General features: G+C 71.1%; 18 protein-coding genes and 1 tRNA gene. 10 read left to right on the top strand and 9 right to left on the bottom strand.

The genetic code is table 11. The features are described 5' to 3' along the window. Positions 1 to 7 precede the first annotated feature (7 nt). Complete coding sequence (locus ACP56T_RS11860; RefSeq protein ID WP_430912319.1) at positions 8 to 727, bottom strand: YoaK family protein; 720 nt, start codon at positions 725 to 727, stop codon at positions 8 to 10. A gap of 222 nt (positions 728 to 949) precedes the next feature. On the opposite strand from ACP56T_RS11860, the gene ACP56T_RS11855 reads away from it, so the two are divergent. The 3 genes from ACP56T_RS11855 (at position 950) to ACP56T_RS11845 (ending at position 2,153) form a co-directional block, all read left to right on the top strand. Further along, positions 950 to 1,264 carry a hypothetical protein gene (locus ACP56T_RS11855; protein WP_430912318.1) on the top strand — a complete coding sequence of 105 codons (315 nt, stop codon included), beginning with the start codon at positions 950 to 952 and terminating at the stop codon, positions 1,262 to 1,264. 120 nt (positions 1,265 to 1,384) lie between these two features. Continuing rightward, the gene (locus ACP56T_RS11850) at positions 1,385 to 1,618 is read left to right on the top strand and encodes a putative hemolysin (protein WP_430912449.1); all 234 of its coding nucleotides are present in this window, start codon (positions 1,385 to 1,387) and stop codon (positions 1,616 to 1,618) included. Positions 1,619 to 1,733: 115 nt separating this feature from the next. Further along, positions 1,734 to 2,153 (top strand): hypothetical protein, encoded by a 420-nt coding sequence (locus tag ACP56T_RS11845; protein ID WP_430912317.1) that lies wholly within the window; start codon positions 1,734 to 1,736, stop codon positions 2,151 to 2,153. A 33-nt stretch (positions 2,154 to 2,186) separates the two neighbouring features. Here the strand turns inward: ACP56T_RS11845 and ACP56T_RS11840 are convergent, their stop codons facing one another. From ACP56T_RS11840 to ACP56T_RS11830, 3 genes are all read right to left on the bottom strand, one after another. Continuing rightward, positions 2,187 to 2,342, bottom strand: coding sequence for a hypothetical protein (locus tag ACP56T_RS11840; RefSeq protein WP_430912316.1), 156 nt, complete (start codon positions 2,340 to 2,342; stop codon positions 2,187 to 2,189). Between the two features lie 376 nt (positions 2,343 to 2,718). Then, positions 2,719 to 2,803: transfer RNA gene (locus ACP56T_RS11835), tRNA-Leu, on the bottom strand. Positions 2,804 to 2,913: 110 nt separating this feature from the next. Then, on the bottom strand, positions 2,914 to 3,219 hold the full coding sequence (locus ACP56T_RS11830; RefSeq protein WP_430912315.1) for a FliM/FliN family flagellar motor switch protein: 306 nt from the start codon (positions 3,217 to 3,219) through the stop codon (positions 2,914 to 2,916). A gap of 69 nt (positions 3,220 to 3,288) precedes the next feature. Here ACP56T_RS11830 and lipB point away from each other — a divergent pair, with 69 nt between their 5' ends. Next, complete coding sequence (gene lipB, locus ACP56T_RS11825; RefSeq protein ID WP_430912314.1) at positions 3,289 to 4,020, top strand: lipoyl(octanoyl) transferase LipB; 732 nt, start codon at positions 3,289 to 3,291, stop codon at positions 4,018 to 4,020. 2 nt (positions 4,021 to 4,022) lie between these two features. Here the strand turns inward: lipB and ACP56T_RS11820 are convergent, their stop codons facing one another. The 3 genes from ACP56T_RS11820 to ACP56T_RS11810 form a co-directional block, all read right to left on the bottom strand. Next, positions 4,023 to 4,799, bottom strand: coding sequence for a flagellar hook basal-body protein (locus ACP56T_RS11820; protein ID WP_430912313.1), 777 nt, complete (start codon positions 4,797 to 4,799; stop codon positions 4,023 to 4,025). A gap of 193 nt (positions 4,800 to 4,992) precedes the next feature. Further along, the gene (locus ACP56T_RS11815) at positions 4,993 to 5,880 is read right to left on the bottom strand and encodes a cation diffusion facilitator family transporter (RefSeq protein WP_430912312.1); all 888 of its coding nucleotides are present in this window, start codon (positions 5,878 to 5,880) and stop codon (positions 4,993 to 4,995) included. A gap of 85 nt (positions 5,881 to 5,965) precedes the next feature. Then, positions 5,966 to 6,205 (bottom strand): hypothetical protein, encoded by a 240-nt coding sequence (locus ACP56T_RS11810; protein WP_430912311.1) that lies wholly within the window; start codon positions 6,203 to 6,205, stop codon positions 5,966 to 5,968. A 106-nt stretch (positions 6,206 to 6,311) separates the two neighbouring features. On the opposite strand from ACP56T_RS11810, the gene queA reads away from it, so the two are divergent. Genes queA through ACP56T_RS11795 form a run of 3 tightly spaced genes read left to right on the top strand, consistent with a single transcriptional unit; the run spans position 6,312 to position 9,417 of the window. Continuing rightward, positions 6,312 to 7,400 (top strand): tRNA preQ1(34) S-adenosylmethionine ribosyltransferase-isomerase QueA, encoded by a 1,089-nt coding sequence (queA, locus tag ACP56T_RS11805; protein ID WP_430912310.1) that lies wholly within the window; start codon positions 6,312 to 6,314, stop codon positions 7,398 to 7,400. Continuing rightward, positions 7,397 to 8,509: a tRNA guanosine(34) transglycosylase Tgt gene (gene tgt / locus ACP56T_RS11800; protein WP_430912309.1), complete on the top strand. Its 1,113-nt coding sequence runs from the start codon at positions 7,397 to 7,399 to the stop codon at positions 8,507 to 8,509. The genes queA and tgt overlap by 4 nt, the downstream gene beginning before the upstream one ends. Then, positions 8,494 to 9,417, top strand: coding sequence for a DUF6925 family protein (locus ACP56T_RS11795; protein ID WP_430912308.1), 924 nt, complete (start codon positions 8,494 to 8,496; stop codon positions 9,415 to 9,417). Before tgt ends, ACP56T_RS11795 begins: the two co-directional genes overlap by 16 nt. 156 nt (positions 9,418 to 9,573) lie before the next feature. On the opposite strand, the gene ACP56T_RS11790 is transcribed toward ACP56T_RS11795, so the two are convergent. Continuing rightward, complete coding sequence (locus ACP56T_RS11790) at positions 9,574 to 9,696, bottom strand: hypothetical protein (protein ID WP_430912307.1); 123 nt, start codon at positions 9,694 to 9,696, stop codon at positions 9,574 to 9,576. Between ACP56T_RS11790 and ACP56T_RS11785 the strand changes: the two genes are divergently transcribed. The 3 genes from ACP56T_RS11785 to ACP56T_RS11775 all read left to right on the top strand — a co-directional run bounded on the left by ACP56T_RS11785 (position 9,695) and on the right by ACP56T_RS11775 (position 14,017). Further along, positions 9,695 to 10,240 (top strand): RNA polymerase sigma factor, encoded by a 546-nt coding sequence (locus tag ACP56T_RS11785; RefSeq protein ID WP_430912306.1) that lies wholly within the window; start codon positions 9,695 to 9,697, stop codon positions 10,238 to 10,240. The genes ACP56T_RS11790 and ACP56T_RS11785 overlap by 2 nt on opposite strands. Positions 10,241 to 10,346: 106 nt before the next feature. After that, a complete protein-coding gene (locus ACP56T_RS11780; RefSeq protein WP_430912305.1) occupies positions 10,347 to 11,315 on the top strand; it encodes a FecR family protein in 969 nt (322 codons plus the stop codon). A gap of 143 nt (positions 11,316 to 11,458) precedes the next feature. Continuing rightward, entirely contained in the window at positions 11,459 to 14,017 is a 2,559-nt protein-coding gene (locus tag ACP56T_RS11775) for a TonB-dependent siderophore receptor (RefSeq protein ID WP_430912304.1), read from the top strand. Between the two features lie 249 nt (positions 14,018 to 14,266). On the opposite strand, the gene ACP56T_RS11770 is transcribed toward ACP56T_RS11775, so the two are convergent. Continuing rightward, complete coding sequence (locus ACP56T_RS11770; RefSeq protein ID WP_430912303.1) at positions 14,267 to 15,115, bottom strand: class I SAM-dependent methyltransferase; 849 nt, start codon at positions 15,113 to 15,115, stop codon at positions 14,267 to 14,269. Positions 15,116 to 15,150: the final 35 nt, after the last annotated feature.

Here is a 15,150-nt window from a genome sequence, read left to right as displayed (position 1 = left end):
TTCCTGTTTACGACATCGGCGGCATGCGTGCGATGCCGTCCCGGCGCAGGGAGGTGATGCCGGGCAACGCCAGCATCATCAGCAGGGCGGCGGCGGCCAGGAGCAGCAGCGAGGTGCCGATCAGCCTGTAGGCCAGCACGCCACAGATGCCGCCCAGGAGGAACGCCACGACGGTGACGACGTGAAGCCGGAGCTTGCCGCGGGCTATCGTCGGGTGGCGCTCCAGCAGATTGGCCAGTCCGATGCCGATATCGGTGACCATCCCCGTGACATGGGTGGTGCGCACCCGCGCGTTGGTGATCTGCGTCACCGTCGCGTTCTGGAGGCCCAGCAGGAAGCTCAGGCACAGGGGGAGCAGGGTCCCGCGCCCGCTGGCGGTAAGCCACGGCTCGGCAACGCCGAGAACGGCCAGCAGCACCGCCTCCGCGAAGATGCTGTAGGCGTAGACCCCGCGAAGGCGCCGGCGCCGGCCCGCGTTCGTCAGCAGCGTGGCGAGCATCGCGCCGGTGACGAAGGCGGCCACCAGCGCCAGGGCCTGGAGCGCGAGCCTCCCCTCCCCGATGCCGAGATGGTCGGCCAGTGCCGAGACGTTGCCGGTCATGTTCGAGGAGTAGAACCCGAACGCGTAGAAACCCGCCGCGTTGAGGGCCCCGGCGACGGCGGCGAAGGTCCAGGCGAGACGTTCGTCGGTCTGCGGGGTGCGGGCATCGCCCTCTTGGATGAGCATGGCGCGGAGACGGGCGGCTGTGGACGGGGCGGATATGCCTCATCGCCGCCCGGCGCCGCATCGGCAAGAGGCGCAGGCGCAAGAGGCGCAGGACTTGAGGCACGGGGCTCGAGGAACGAGGCTCGTGCCGTTCGAAGGCAGCCGATTCGATCGCGACGCATTGGAGAAACGCCGGGCCGCTACGGCGGACCCGTTTCGATGGACCCGAGGAGATCCCCATCCATGAAGACGCTCGTCGCAGCCGGCCTCGTCGTCGCCTTGAGCGCGTCCGCCGCCCTGGCCGAACCGCCGCCTCCCGCCCCGCCCGGACCGCCGCCCCCGCCCGGAATGGCCGATGGCCCGCGCCGGGGACCGCCCGAGGGGGACCGCGACGGCGCATGGCATCCGCGTCCGCCGATGCCGGGCATGAAGGGCGGCCATCTCCGGTTCCGCCGGGGCGAAACCGGCATCGACTTCAAATGCGCGGCGGAGGACAGCACCAAGGCCTGCGTGGACGCGCTGATGCCCCTCCTGGACAAGCTCCTCCAGGCCCGCTGAGCGGATCGGCCCGCGCCCCGACGAGCCCGCTTGCGCCGCGCCGCCGGGGCGACGATGCTTCCCGCTCGGCGTGTTTTGCCACCCGCGCGAGGGGGGGCGCTCCGGGAGGGGACCGTGAGGATGCGAAGGATCGGCGTCGCGACCCTCTCGGTGCTGGCGCTCGCGGCGGCACCGTCGGGCGGGGCGGCCGCCGCCGGTCTTCCCAACCCCGCCTCCGCCTACTGCCTGGAGATCGGCGGGACGCTGGAGATGCGCGAGGAGACCGGCGGAACGGTCGGGTATTGCCGGCTCCCCGACGGGCGCGTGGTGGAGGAATGGACCCTGTTCCGCCAAGCGCATCCGGCGGGACGCTGATCGGCCCCCGAAACGGCTGCTTCCCTGCGGCCACGGCGAGCCTGCCGGCTCGGTGCTCCACGTCCCACTCCCCTCGATCGGAGCGACGATGCCGCGTTTTCCTGGGCTCAGCCTGATGGCGGTCGGTGCCGGCCTCGTCTTGGCCTTGGGGGCGATGGTCTTCTCGGATGGACGCGAGGATCACTTCGACGACCGGGCGGTAGCCCGGCTCGACGGCTTGAACGTCGCTGTCGAGCGCCGTTCCGTGCACTGGTTTCTGGCCGAGTACGACAGAAGACTCGTCATCGAGCAGGATGGCGCGGCGGCGGCGACCCTCGACCTCGATATGGATACCGGCGGGTATTCTTGGGTCAGGGTCTGCCGCTCCTCGACCGGGAGCATCCTTCTCCACGACTTCCTGGCCACCTACGAGGTCGAGCGGGGCGCAGCGCACCCTAAGCTCGCTCCCCGGCCGGCCCTCAAGGGCGTCTGCCCGACATTCCTCGGCTCCTTCGATGTGGATGCGCGGCGCGTCTTCCGTTTCATTCCTCACTGAGAGGTGAGCCGGGACAGACGCCGGCCGTCACGCTCAGGTTCGCTTGGCCGTGAGCGACAGGCGGGCCGAGCCCGGACCCTTGCCGCCACCGCCTTCGGCATCGGGGTTGCGCATCTCGCGGGCCCCCGGAGCATGCCCGTCCACCAGAAAGACCAGCATCGCCAGCACCAACAACACCTTGGAGGCCATAGCCCCGGACCCTCACGCCACGCTTACGTGGCGGTGGTCTAAGGCCGAGCCTAAGGGGCTCGGGTGCTCTGGCGCACATGCGCCGGGCGCAATGCCGGATGGCTGCCCTGCGTGGTGAGCAAGGCGTTAACGAGGATCGTCGCGGCCACGCGAGGCGAGGAGCGAGCCCGCCCTGCCGTGCACGGAAGCTCGGGACGGGCTTCCCCATGCCGGAAGAGTCACGGGGGCATGAGCCGACGAGGGCGAGGCCCCTGCCTTCGGGACTTTCCAGGATCGGGCTGTCGTGAGGGCCATATGGGGCACCGCCGCATGGAAGCGCGCTCGCCCGTAAGCCGAAGCAAAGCACCAACCTTTTGATCTGCAATAAGGATCAGGTTGGTGCGGCCAAGAGGACTCGAACCTCCACCCCTCTCGGGACTAGCACCTCAAGCTAGCGCGTCTACCAATTCCGCCATGGCCGCATCGCGTCCCGCCGCAAGACCGTCGGGAGCGGCGCAGCGGATAACAGATCGAATCCGCCCCGACAAGCGCGCTCGCGGGTTCATTCGGCTCCCGGCCCCACTTGGCCCTCTCAGGCCATCAAGCTCGGCGCCTCCAGCACGGGCACCGCGCCCTCGCCGATGGTGACGCCCGGAACCCGGACCACCTCGGCCTTGCGGATCAGCTCCGTCACCTCCACGGAGATGCGGTTGCCGGTGACGACGATCTGGCCGCGCGCGATCGGGTGGTCGTTGGCGAGGATCTCGACCATATCCGTCTCGCTGGATTCGAGCTCGATCACCGCGCCGCGGCCCATGCGCAGCAGCATGTGCAGCGGCATGTGGCTGCGCCCGAGCACCACCGTGAGATCGACCTTGAGATCTTCGAGAATCGCCACGCGCCGCCCAAGCCCCGCGCCGCGACCGTGCGGCGTCCGTTCCGATAGTCCGCGCAAGAGGGTGAAGCCTTGGTAAACGCGCCCGATCAGAGGCTCTCGGCGGCCCCCCGCTCGTTCCTGCCCGCGCAGGGGGCCGGGCCGGTGGAATGGGTCGTGGAGGATGCGCCCGTGCCCTACGAGGCGGCGGTGGCGGCGATGGAGGCGCGGGCCGAGGCGATCGCGGCGGGGGCGGCGCGCGAGCGCGTCTGGCTCATCGAGCATCCCGCCCTCTACACGGCCGGCACCTCGGCGAACGCGGCCGATCTCGTCGAGCCGGGCCGGTTCCCGGTGCATCGCACCGGCCGGGGCGGGCAGTACACCTATCACGGCCCCGGCCAGCGCGTGGCCTATGTCATGCTCGACCTCAGCCGCCGCCGCCGGGACCTGCGCGCCTTCGTGGCGGCGCTCGAAGCCTGGCTGATCGCGACGCTCGACAGCTTCAACGTCAGGGGCGAGCGCCGCGAGGACCGCGTCGGCGTCTGGGTGCGGCGGCCCGAGAAGGGCGAGGCGGTGGAGGACAAGATCGCGGCCATCGGCATCCGGGTGCGGCGCTGGGTGAGCTTCCACGGCGTCAGCCTGAACGTGGAGCCCGACCTCTCGCATTTCTCCGGCATCGTGCCCTGCGGCATCGCCGGTCACGGGGTCACGAGCCTGTCCGATCTCGGGCGCATCGTCAGCCTGGAGGAGGCCGACATGCGCCTGCGCGCCGCCTTCGAGCCGATCTTTGGGGAGACCGTGTCCGTGGAGCCGGACGGCGGCTGAGCTCAGACATACATGGTGATCGCGTCCTGAAGCATCTCGTCGGAGGCGTTGAGCACCTTGGTGTTGGCCGTGTAGGCCTGCTGCGTCTCGATCATCTTCGAGAACTGGTCCGAGATGCCGACATTCGACTGCTCGACGGAGCCCGCCGTGAGGGTGGCTCCGTTCAGGCCGAAGCTCGGCGGGCCGGACCGGTCGGTCGCCAGATAGGCGCCGCCGTCCGTGGCCTCCAGGCCGTCCTGCGATCCGAACTGCGCCAGCGTCACCTGCCCGAGGCTTTTCGTGCTTCCATCGCCATAGGTCGCGGTGAGGGAGCCGTCATTGGCGACCGATACGCTCGCCAGGGAGGCGCTGTCGGCGCTGGAAACCCGCACCGGCGCGCTCGCCGAGGGGCCGGCGAACAGGTAGTTGCCGGCGCCGTTGGCGAGATAGCCGTTCGCATCCGGCGCGAAATCGCCCCGGCGCGTATAGGCCGTGTCGCCCGTGAAGGCCGGCGCGTCGGTGCTGCCGGTGTTCTGGCGGACCACGAAATAGCCGTTGCCGGAGATGGCGAGGTTGGTGGCGACGTCGCTCGTCGCGACGCTCCCCTGCACATGCGTGCTGGCCCGCGACGTCATCCGCACGCCGCTCCCGGTCTGGTCGAGCAGGTCGGCGAAGCTGGTGTCGGTGCCCTTGAAGCCCGCCGTCGAGGCGTTGGCGATGTTCCCGGAGATGTTGTTCAGCGCATACGATTGGGCCGACACCCCCATCGTGGATGTCGCCATGGCATCGAAGAGGCCCATGAGCGTTCTCGGAAAGTGAGCGTTCTTGCTGGCGCCGTCGAAGTGCAGCGCAAGAGAAGGCTTACCTCGGGATGGTTAACGGGGCCTGTGTCAGCGAATATTTCCCGGTCACGCAGCCTTCATCCATGTTGCTGATCTAAATCGGGAAAGATGTTTCTTGAGTTTGCCGGAGATTGTCGATGGATTTCCGGCGTCAGAGCACCGGCACGCCCATCGCCTTGGCGTGATCGGCGGGCTCGACATGGATGACGACGACGGCGCCCTCCACCTCCGCCTCGATGGCGGCCTCCACCCGGTCGCAGATGGCGTGCGCCTCCTGCACGGTCATCTCGGCGGGCACCACGAGGTGGAAGTCGATGAAGGTCGCCTGTCCGGCGTGCCGGGTGCGCACGTCGTGGGCCTCGAGCGCGCCCTCGCCATGCACCGAGATCAGCGCGCGGATCCGGCGCACCAGCTCGGGCGGCGCGGCGCGGTCCATCAGGCCGTCGACCGATTCGCGCACCATGCCCCAGCCGGACCACAGGATGTTGAGCGCCACCAGCCCGGCCACGATCGGATCGAGCACGGCGTAGCCCGTGGCGATGACGAGGCCGAGGCCCACGAGCACCCCGCCGGAGGTGAACACGTCGGCCATGACGTGCTTGGCGTCCGCGATCAGCGCGGGCGAGCGCCAGCGCCGGCCGAGCCGCATCAGGTAGACCGCCCAGACCCCGTTGATCGCCGTGGCGGCGACGTTGACCGCGAGCCCCAGCACGGGAGCGTCCAGGGCTTTCGGGGCGAGGATGCCGTAATAGGATTCGCGCAGGATCAGCAGGGCGGCGACGATGATGAGCGCGCCCTCGATCACCGCCGAGAAATACTCGGCCTTGTGGTGGCCGTAGGGGTGCTCGGCATCGGCGGGCGTCGCCGCCACCCGCAGCGCCACCAGGGCGAAGACCGCCGCGACGACGTTGATGATGCTCTCGAGCGCATCCGAGTAGAGCGCGAGGCTGCCCGTGAGCCACCAGGCGGCGAATTTCAGCCCGGTGACGAGCAGGCCCACGCCGGCGCTGGCGAGCGCGGCCTTCTGTGTGCGGTCCATGGGGAGGTGTCCGGCGGATGTGTCGGCTGCGACGCCTCTACCGGGCCGTCCCCCCGCAAGGCCACGGCAAACGGTTTAGCTTGCGCTATACCGTGTCGGCCTCCGGCTCTGGGGCGATGCCCCGCGCGGCCTCTCGCGCGCGGCTGCGCTCGGCCTGGGCGCGGGCCTGCCCGGCCTTGCGGGCATAGCGCCGGCCGACCCAGCCGAATCGCGCCTGCGCGGCGAGCGCGTCGAGGCGCGCCGCCTCGCGGTCCCAGTAGCCGACGAGCTGGCCGTCGAGGGTGATCCTCGGCCTGCGCGCCGCCGGTTTGCGATCCTCGGCCATCCCCTGCCCTCTCTTGTTGTCGACGAGGGAAGACGTGGCCGTTCGCGCGGCCGGGTCAAGGCATCCGCCATTGATCCTGGCCCGCGAAGGGTGCAGAGCCCGCGCCATGCGCGTGGACCTGTTCGATTTCGAGCTGCCGGAGGCGCGGATCGCGCTGAGGCCGCCGGTCCCGCGCGATGCCGGCCGGCTCCTCGTGGTGCGCCCCGGCGAGGCCCTGGCCGACCGCGCGGTCCGCGACCTGCCCGCCCTGCTCTCTCCCGGCGATGCCCTCGTCTTCAACGACACGCGGGTGATTCCGGCCCGGCTCGAGGGTGTCCGCCTGCGCGCCGGCCTGCCCGCGATCCGGGTCGAGGCGATGCTGCACCGGCGCGAGGCGCCCGATCTCTGGCGCGCCTTCGCCCGGCCCGGCAAGCGTCTCGCCGTCGGCGACGCGCTGCGCTTCGGCGCGCGGGCCGAGGGCGCGCCCTGCGATCTCGGAGAGCTGTCGGCGACGATCGAGGAGAAGGGCGAGGGCGGCGAGATCGCCCTGCGCTTCGCGCTCTCCGGGCCGCTGCTGGACGAGCGCATCGCCGCCATCGGCACCCTGCCGCTGCCGCCCTACATCGCCGGCAAGCGCCCGGCGGACGCGCGCGACGCCACCGACTACCAGACCGTCTACGCCGCCGAGCCCGGCGCGGTCGCCGCCCCCACCGCCGGCCTCCACTTCTCTGACGCGCTGCTCGCCGAGCTCGACGCGCGGGGCATCGCTCGCCACCGGCTGACGCTGCATGTCGGTGCCGGCACCTTCCTGCCGGTGAAGGCCGACGACACCGTCGAGCACCGCATGCATGCCGAGACCGGCTTCCTCGACGCGCAGACCGCCGAGGCGCTCAACGCCGTGCGGGCGCGCGGCAACCGGGTCGTGGCGGTCGGCACCACGGCGCTGCGTCTGCTGGAGAGCGCGGCGGACGCGGACGGCCGGCTCTCGGCCTTCGCCGGGCTCACCGACATCTTCATCACGCCAGGCACGAAGATCCGGGCCGTCGACGCGCTGATGACCAATTTCCACCTGCCGCGCTCGACCCTGTTCATGCTGGTCTCGGCCTTCTCCGGTCTCGACACCATGCGCGCGGCCTATGCCCACGCGATCGCCGAGGGCTACGGCTTCTACTCCTACGGCGATTCGAGCCTGCTCTTCCCGGACCCCGCCCCATGACCGAGTTCGCGTTCCGGGTCGATGCCACGGACGGGCAGGCCCGCACCGGAGAGATCGCGACGCCGCGCGGAAACATCCGCACGCCCGCCTTCATGCCGGTCGGCACGGCGGGCACCGTCAAGGCGATGTATGCCGACCAGGTGCGGGCGCTCGGCGCCGACATCGTGCTCGGCAACACCTATCACCTGATGCTGCGCCCCGGCGCGGAGCGCGTCGCCCGGCTCGGCGGGCTGCATCGGATGATGGGCTGGGAGCACCCGATCCTCACCGATTCCGGCGGCTTCCAGGTGATGTCGCTCTCCGGCTTGAGGAAGCTCGACGAGGACGGCGTCACCTTCCGCTCGCATATCGACGGCTCGTCCCACCGCATGAGCCCCGAGCGCTCCATCGAGATCCAGGGGCTGCTCGGCTCCGACATCCAGATGCAGCTCGACGAATGCGTGCGCCTGCCGGCCGACGAAGCTGCCATCGAGAAGGCCATGCGCCTGTCCCTGCGCTGGGCCGAGCGCTGCCGCGTCGCCTTCGGCGAGCAGCCGGGCAAGGCCATGTTCGGCATCGTGCAGGGGGGCGACATCCCGGCTCTGCGCGTCGAGAGCGCCCGCGCGCTGGCCGATCTCGACCTCAAGGGCTACGCCATCGGCGGCCTCGCGGTGGGCGAGCCGCAGGCGGTGATGCTCGCCATGATCGAGACGGTGGAGCCGCATCTGCCGGCGGGGAAGCCGCGCTATCTCATGGGCGTCGGCACGCCCGACGACATCGTCCGCTCGGTGGAGCGCGGCATCGACATGTTCGACTGCGTGATGCCGACCCGCGCCGGCCGCCACGGCCTCGCCTATACCCGGCACGGTCGGGTGAACCTGCGCAACGCCCGCCACGCCGAGGACCCCGCGCCCCTCGACCCCGCCTCCTCCTGCCCGGCCGCGCGCGACTATTCCCGCGCCTATCTCCATCACCTCGTCCGCTCGGACGAGATCCTGGGCATGATGCTGCTGACCTGGAACAACCTCGCCTATTACCAGGACCTGATGGCGGGCCTGCGGACGGCGATTCTCCACGGGCGGCTCGCCGATTTCGTCGCCGAGACCCGCGAAGGTTGGGAGCGCGGCTGACCCTGCCCGGCACGGCGTTCCCGAGCCGGCGGCTCGACGCGGTGCCGGCCTTCCTGCGCGATGCGCTCGCCGATCCCGAGACCGGGTGGAGCCTCGGCGGATTCGGGGCGCTCGCCGAGTTCCGGCGCGATCCCGAGGAGCCCGTCTCCGCCCTCGCCGACGGGCGCCTCGGCCTCGCCACCGCGCGCGGCGCCATCGCCCTGCGCGACCTGCCGGGTCTGCGCCCCGTCGCCTACGAGACCGCCTTCGGCCGGGACTGGAGCCATGCCGTCGCCCTCTGCCTCCCGGAAGCCGCCTGCGCCATGGGCCGGCGCAGGGTGCTCACCGAGCTCGGGCCCGATGCGGAGGCCGCGCGCCCCGAGGATCGCGGCGGCGTGCTGTTCGATCTCGGCCTGGGCCTTGCCGCCGCCGACGCCTGCCTGCGAACACGCGACCCGGCCACGCTGGCGGCCCTGCGCGCGGCGGCCGGCCGTTCCGTCCTCGATGCGGACGTCCCGGTCCTGTGCCGGCTGGACACGCTCGACGCGCACCGGCTGTTCGTCGCCCGCATCGGCCGGATCGAGCTGTTCGCGCCGCCCGGCGCGGGGCCGGGGCCGCGCTCCTTCATCGTCCCGCGCCTGCTGCGCGGCGGCCGCACCCATGCCGCGACGGCCTCGATCCCGGCGGGGCTCGTCCCGCTGGCGGCCTGCCATCCGTCCCACCCCTGCAAGGATCGCGAGGGCCGGCGCATCGCGTACCGGCCCGAGCGGCACGCTGCCTTCCAGGCGCTGCTCGCGCGCTGGGGCGATCCCCGCCTGCTCGCGGTCAAGCGGGCCGTCGAGGCGGGGGGCGAGCCCTGCGCGGCGGACCGGCAGGCGCGCAACGCCCTGCGCGTCGCCCATGCCCAGGCCCTCTGCCGCCCGGCCTGAAGCCCGTCGCCTGCCTCCCCTTACCCGTTTCGGGAGGCCGCTCCCGCCGAGGATGTTGCACAGGATCCACGCGTCGCCCGAATCCGCGGCCCGGCCCATGAGGGCGGCGATCGCGCGGACGGGATTTTTTCGAAGCCGCTTCAATGGCTTGCAAGATCATCGCGGCTTTGCCGCGTTCAGGATGAGATCAGTCTGGATCGTCTCTAAAACATCGCTCTTGTTCGGCGGCAGGATTTCGAGCGACATCCAAGCATCATAGAACCAGCCGAAAATATCCATGACGGCCTCTTGCCACTCGATCGAGCCGGTGTGCCTCGACGGAACGATCCTCGATGGATTGCTCCGCCAGTATTACGAAGAGTTGCACGCGCTGGCGCAATCTCATCTGCGCAACAGGGAGCGGGCGGCCGACGTCGTTCAGGACGCGGTCGTGCGCGTTCTCAGCGCGGGGGCCGAAGGGGGGCTTCCCGTGGCCAACCCCAGGCATTTCCTGCGCCGGGTCGTCGCCAATCTGGCGCGCGACATGCTGCGCCAGGACAGGCGGCGGGGGCTCCATGTCCCGCTCGACGGGATGGTCGAGATCGTCGCCGATCCGGCGCCCGACGCGGAGCGGACGCTCTGCGCGCGCCAGGAGTACCGCATTCTCTGCGGCACGCTCGCCCGCCTGCCGCCGCGCTGCCGGGAGGCGCTGCTGCTCAACCGGGTCGAGCGCCTGAGCCACGCGGCCATCGCCCGGCGGCTCGGCGTCTCACCGACCGCGGTGGCGAAGTATATCGGCAGCGCCCTCAAGCACTGTCTCGCCGCCCTCGCGGACGCCCCCTGACGACCCCGGCCGGGGAATTTCGCGCGGCGGCCGTGTTGATCGGGCGCCTTCCGGCGTCTTTATGGAAGCGGGGGCGGCGTCCCCGCGCTCGAGCCCGCCCCCCGCGATGGATCCGAACACCGATCCCGACGATCTCCCCCCCGATCCGGCCTCCCTCGACCCGCTGACGAAGACCGCCCTCGACTGGCAGGTCCGCCTGCATGCGGGCGAGGACGAGGCCGGCGCGCGCGCCGGCTACGACCGCTGGCTCGACGAGGACCCGGCCCATCGCGCCGCCGGACGGCGGGCGGAGACTTTGTGGCGCGCCCTCGGGCCGGCCCTGCGCGGCCGCAAATCGCGGATGCCGGCGCTCGTCGGCGGTCTCGGTCTCGCCGGAGCCCTCGGCTTCCTCTTCCTGTCGGGCGCCTTCGGGCCGCCGGAGGCCTATTTCGCCGACGAGCGGACGGCGGTGGGCGAACGGCGCAACCTCGTCCTCGCGGACGGCTCGCGGGTCGAGCTCGACGGCGGAACGAGCCTCGACGTGAGGTTCGACGGCGGCCGGCGCCGGCTCGTCCTGTATGCCGGGCAGATCTTCGTGACCGTGACGCCGGACGCGGGCCGGCCCTTCGTCGTGGAGGCCGACACGGGAACGGCGCGGGCGCTGGGGACCGCCTTCGACATGCGCCAGGACGAGACGGGGACGAGCGTCTTCGTGACCGAGCACAGGGTCCGCGTCGATGCCGGCGCGAAGGACGTGACCTTGGGCGAGGGCCAGCAGGTCGCCTATACCCGCGCCGGGCTCGGCGCCGTCGAGACCGTCGACACCCGCAAGCTCTCGGCCTGGCGCCAGGGCCGGCTCGCCTTCGAGGGACGCCCCCTCGCCGAGGTCGCGGCGGCGATCGGGCGCTACCGGCGGGGCCGCATCGTGCTGGCGGGGGCGGGGCTCGACCGGCTGCGCGTCACCGGCACCTTCGCGGCGGGCGACAGCGAGCGCATGCTCGACGCGCTGGAGGCCGCCCTGCCGATCCGCGTGCTCCGGCTGCCCTGGCTCGTGGTGATCCGCGCGGATCCCGAACGGGCCGCCGGCTCCCGTTGAAGGCGGCCCGGCAAAAGTCTTGACGACCGATTTTTTGCCGACCGGATTTTTTTGCGACGGAGGGTGTGCGTCCGCCCGGCGGCGGCGTCTTTGTGATCGGGACGGTCGACTTCCGGCACGACGGCCTCCCCTCTCAGGACTCCGTGCCCCAAGTCGCCCGCCCCATGCCGCGCCTGCCCTCTTCCCTCCGCCTGCGCCTCGCCGGCCTGCTCGTGACGACCGCCCTCGGCCTCGTCCAGACCTCCGCCGGATGGGCCCAGGACGCCGCGACCGCGCCGGCGGCGGCGGTCTCCTTCGACATCCCGGCGGGCGGCCTTGCCGGGGCCGCCGCCGCCTGGGAGCGGGCGAGCGGCTTCCGCCTCGTCGCGGAAAGCAGCCTGCTCGCGGGCCGGCTGAGCGGGGGCGTGACGGGCGCCCACGCCCCGCGCGAGGCGCTGACGCTGCTGCTCGCGGGCACCGGGCTGGTGCATCGCTTCACCGACGCGGAAACCGCCGCCATCGTTCCGGCGAGCTGGAGCGCCGTGCCCGGCACGGAGAGCGGCGTGGTGGCCCTCGACCAATTGTCGGTGATCGGCAGCGGCACGGGCGCCGAGAGCGCCTACGGCCCGGTGCGCGGCTTCGTCGCCTCCCGCTCGGCCACCGCCTCCAAGACCGACGCCTCGATCATCGAGACGCCGCAGTCGATCTCGGTGGTGACGCGGGACCAGATCGAGGAGCAGGGCGCCACCACCGTGAGCGAGGCGCTCCGCTACAGCTCCGGCATCGTCACCGGAACCGCCGGCCTCCAGAGCCGCCGGTTCGATCCGGTGTTCGTGCGCGGTTTCGGCGGCTTCTCGGCGGATGCCTCCTACGTGTCCTATCTCGACGGCCTGCGCTGGAACTTCCCGGCGCGCACGGCCGTCCAGTTCGATCCCTACCTGCTGGAGCGCGTCGAGGTCTTCAAGGGCCCCTCCTCCGTGCTCTACGGGCGGGCGCAGCCGGGCGGCTTCGTGAATCTGGTGACGAAGAAGCCCACCGACGTGCCGGTGCGCGAGGTCTTCACCCGCGTCGGCAGCCGCGGCTATGTCGAGAGCGGCGTGGATGTCGGCGGCCGGCTCGACGACGAGGGCACCTTCCTCTACCGGATGGTCGCCCTCGGGCGCGATGCCCGGACCCAGGTCGATTACCAGGAGGAGCAGCGCGTCCTTCTGGCGCCGTCCCTCACCTGGCGGCCCTCGGCCCAGACCTCGCTCACGCTCCAGGGGGTCTATCAGCGCGATCCGAGCACCTCGGATGCCGGCTTCGTCTCGCCGCGCGGCACGATCCTCGGCATCCCCGGCGGCGGCCGGGTGCGGGAGACCTTCTTCCAGGGCGACAGGAGCTGGAACCGCTTCGCGCGGACCGAGGCCTGGATCGGCGCGCAGTTCGAGCACCGCTTCGACGAGGCGCTGACCTTCCGCTCGAACCTGCGCTACGGGGAACTGACCGACACGTTCAAGAGCGTCGACTTCAGCGCGCTCGCCGCCAACGGCCGGACGCTGTCGCGCTTCGCCACGATCTCCCGGCACCAGATCGCCAATCTCTCCCTCGACAACCAGCTCGAGGCGAAGTTCTCGACCGGGCCGCTGGCGCATACCGCGCTCGTGGGCGTCGACTATCAGTGGATGGACGGCCCCTGGGACTACGGCTTCTCGGCGGCCCCGACGATCGACATCCTCGCCCCCAACAACAGCCAGCCCTTCGTCAAGCCGCGCCCCCTCGTCCATTTCGGCAACAGGATCGAGCAGACCGGCGTCTACGCGCAGGACCAGATCGCCTTCGGCAACTGGCGGCTGTGGCTCTCGGGGCGGCACGACTGGTCGCAGATCGGCACGAGCCGGACCATGATCGCGACCGGCACGCTGCTCAGCAATGCCGAGGCGGCGGACAAGGCGTTCACGGGCCGCGCCGGCCTCGTCTATCTCTTCGAGAACGGGCTCGCGCCCTATGCGAGCTACGCGACCTCGTTCGAGCCCTCTCTCTCCAACGTGAGCGGGCGCAGCGCCTATCCGCCGACCACCGGCGAGCAATGGGAGGTCGGGCTCAAGTACCAGCCCCCCGGCTACAACGCCTTCATCACCTTCGCGGCCTTCGATCTCGTCAAGAACAACGTCGCCACCGTGTCGCCGACCTTCGACGTCACCGTCGACGGCCAGATCCGCTCGCGCGGATTCGAGATGGAGGCGAAGGCGAGCCTGTCCGAGGGGCTGAACCTGATCGCCAGCTACACCTATATCGACATGGAGGTCACGAAGAGCTCCGAGACGACCGTCCTCATCGACGGGAGCGGCAGCATCTCCAACCAGGGCAAGGTGCCGGTCGCGGTCCCGCGGCACACCGCCGCCCTGTGGGCGGACAACGCCTTCCTGCCGTCGAGCCCCCTCTACGGCTTCGCGATCGGCGGAGGCATCCGCTACATCAGCTCGACCTACGGGACGGCGTCCAACGTCTGGAACGAGCCGGGCTACGTCACCCGCCGGTCCAAGGTTCCGGGCTTCCTGCTGGGGGACGCGGCGATCACCTACGACTTCGGCAAGCGCGATCCCCGCCTGCTCGGCCTGAGCCTGACGGTCAACGTCAAGAACCTCTTCGACAAGGAATACATCGCCGCCTGCAACGGATTCGGATCCTGCTCCTTCGGCGAGGGGCGCACGGTGCTGGCCACGGCCCGCTATCGCTGGTGAGCCCGCGCCGAGCGCCCGATCCCGCTCGCGCGAGGGCGAGCGCTTCCGAGGGGGGGGCGGCGCGCTATCGGGAGCAAAAACGCGCATGCTCACAGGGTCGAATGCATGAGATGGTCCCGGAGGCCATTGCTGCTGGCCTCGGGTCCGTCCGCCGATTCGCGCCCACGCTCGACGTAAGCGACGTCCGGCGGACCGCCTCGGCGGGCGCTCTCGGCCTCCAGCGTGAGGGGCCCGGCTCCCGCGCTCGCCTCAGTCCGACGACCGCTTGCGTGCGCTCACGTTCCAGCAGGCGGCGTTGAACCGCGCCGTTCCCCCCGCGACGAAGGGAGCGAACGCCTGGTCGAGCCTGGCTTCGGCCTCGCGGCGCGCGGCCTCGTCCAGGGTCGGCAGGATCATGCCGACACGCCCCATGCGGCGCGCGTAGACCGACAGATCGCCCGCCGCCAAGGTGCAGGGCAGGTCGAGAGGCTGGATCTCGATACCGTCCCAGCCGCTCGCGGCGAGGAGGGTTTCGACCCTCTGCGCGTCGGCGAAGGCGAACTGGCCGGGCGCGTGCGGATCGGGCGGGGCGGCCGCGCCCAGGATGTCCGGGACGGCCCGATCCGCCGTCGTCATGAAGGGATTGTCGGCGGGGCCTCGCCATACGGCGCAGTGCAAGGTTCCGCCCGGCCGGACGGCGCCGGCGATATTGGCGAAGGCTTCGAGCGGATCGTCGAAGAACATGACGCCGAAGCGGGAGACGACGGCATCGTAGCGTTGCCCGGCAAAGTCATGGCGTTGCGCGTCCGCCGCCAGGAAGCGGACATTGTCCAGGCCGGTTTCGGCGATGCGACGCCGCGCGATCTCGACCAGCACCGAGGAAATGTCGATGCCGGTGCAACATCCGCCCGGCTCCAGCCGCCGCGCGATGGCCAGGCTGGTCGCGCCGGCGCCGCACCCGACATCGAGCACGTCACGGGCACCCCGGTCGGCGACGCAATCCGCGATCCAATCCTCGAACGGCCGGAACAGCCGATCGAGCATCGGTTGCAGGTCGGCCCACGCGTTGCCGCGAGGGGAATTCCACGACAGTGGTTCGACCTTCTGCCGACGGTCCATGGCGATAGCCTTGTCTGAGGTAACGATCCTCGGCA

Source organism: Methylobacterium endophyticum, from assembly GCF_050591105.1.
In the GTDB taxonomy this organism is placed as follows: Bacteria; Pseudomonadota; Alphaproteobacteria; order Rhizobiales; family Beijerinckiaceae; genus Methylobacterium.
Note: the sequence above shows the minus strand (reverse complement) of the source record. Positions and strands in the feature narration are given on the sequence as shown.